General features: G+C 50.4%; 1 protein-coding gene. It reads right to left on the bottom strand.

Translation table 11 applies throughout. From position 1 onward, the window contains the following. A partial coding sequence (locus ON063_RS14520; protein ID WP_274665608.1) for a putative bifunctional diguanylate cyclase/phosphodiesterase occupies nt 1-1,398 on the bottom strand: 1,398 nt, incomplete at both ends.

The raw sequence follows: 1,398 nt of genomic DNA, 5'->3' as shown, positions 1-1,398 counted from the left end.
GTCTCGACTCCTTCAATGAGGACGTCGATGTCAAACTCCTCGGACATGAACAAAATGGTGCGCACGATGCCTTGTGTCTTCTTGCTGTCGTGTAAATCTTTCACGAATTGCTGATCAATTTTAATTGTTTTGATCGGATAGCGCTGCAGGTAGGAGAGCGAAGAGTAGCCCGTCCCGAAGTCATCGAGTGCGATTCGAATCCCTGCCTCGTTCAATTGATTGAGACTCTCATGAATCTTTACGTTATCGCTCAAAATGCCTGTCTCTAAAATTTCAATCTCTAGTAAAGAAGGAGAGAGGTCATATTGACGCAATATCCGTAATACCGTCTCGCTATAGGTTTTATGGAGGAGACGTTTCGGCGAGATGTTGATTGAAATCGGTACAACGGCGAGATGCCGATTCTTCCATTCTTGTAGCTGACGGCACGTCTCCTTTAACACCCAGTCCGATAGGGCGATGTGGAGGTCTGTCTCTTCTGAGAGGGCGATGAAGTCGCTCGGTGGAATCCGCCCCCATTCCGGGTGCTGCCACCGCACGAGTGCTTCGGCGCCGACAAGACGCCCCGACCAAATGTCGACTTTCGGCTGGAATTCAAGGAAGAGTTCGCCCTCTTCGATGGCGTGACGTAAATCGTTCCCGAGCTGATGTTTTCGGAATGAATCGATGTCAAACGTCGACGCATAAAAGACAATCGGATCGGCTCCATGTAAACGCGTCCTTCCGAGTGCAGTATGGGCGTACTGGAGCAACATGTTCGGTTGATCCGCGTCGTGTGGATAACGACTGACTCCGACAGACACGGTAGGTGACCATTCATAAGGCCCGACAGTGATATAGCGCTCGCTCCGTCGAATCAACGATTGGCAAAATTGGATGACCTCTTGTTCATTCGCCAAATTCGGTACTAGAATCCCATAGTCATCTCCCCCGAGGTACCCGACGAAACTGTCGGCCGATAGGTGGTCGGTCAATGCGTTCGCCGTAGCGGTGATCCAGTCATCCCCGACGGTGTAGCCGAAGTCTCGATTGATTGGATGGATGGAGTTGAAGCTGAGTGTCAGAACGGCGACTTGCTCGTGACGTTGGATCCATTGTTGTAGCTCGCTCATGAAGTGACTGCGATTCGGGAGGTTCGTCACCGTGTCGTGCATCGCCAAGTTCCAAATCTCTGTTTCCTGTTGTTTGAATCGAGTGATGTCATAGCAGACGCTGACAATCGATGTGACGACATCATGCTCATCGAATTTCGGAATCATCCGTTCTTCGACCCAGCACACTTCTTGATTACGATGGATGCGGTAATAGATATGCTGAGCAATCCCGTTCTTCGCCTGTTGGCATGCCGCCTTTACGTTTTGCCAATCTTGTCGATGGATGATGCGTTGGAACAAAGAG

The sequence above is a fragment of the Exiguobacterium sp. B2(2022) genome, assembly GCF_028823655.1.
Classification (GTDB): Bacteria; Bacillota; Bacilli; order Exiguobacteriales; family Exiguobacteriaceae; genus Exiguobacterium; species Exiguobacterium aestuarii_A.
This window is presented reverse-complemented; position numbering and strand designations above follow the sequence as displayed.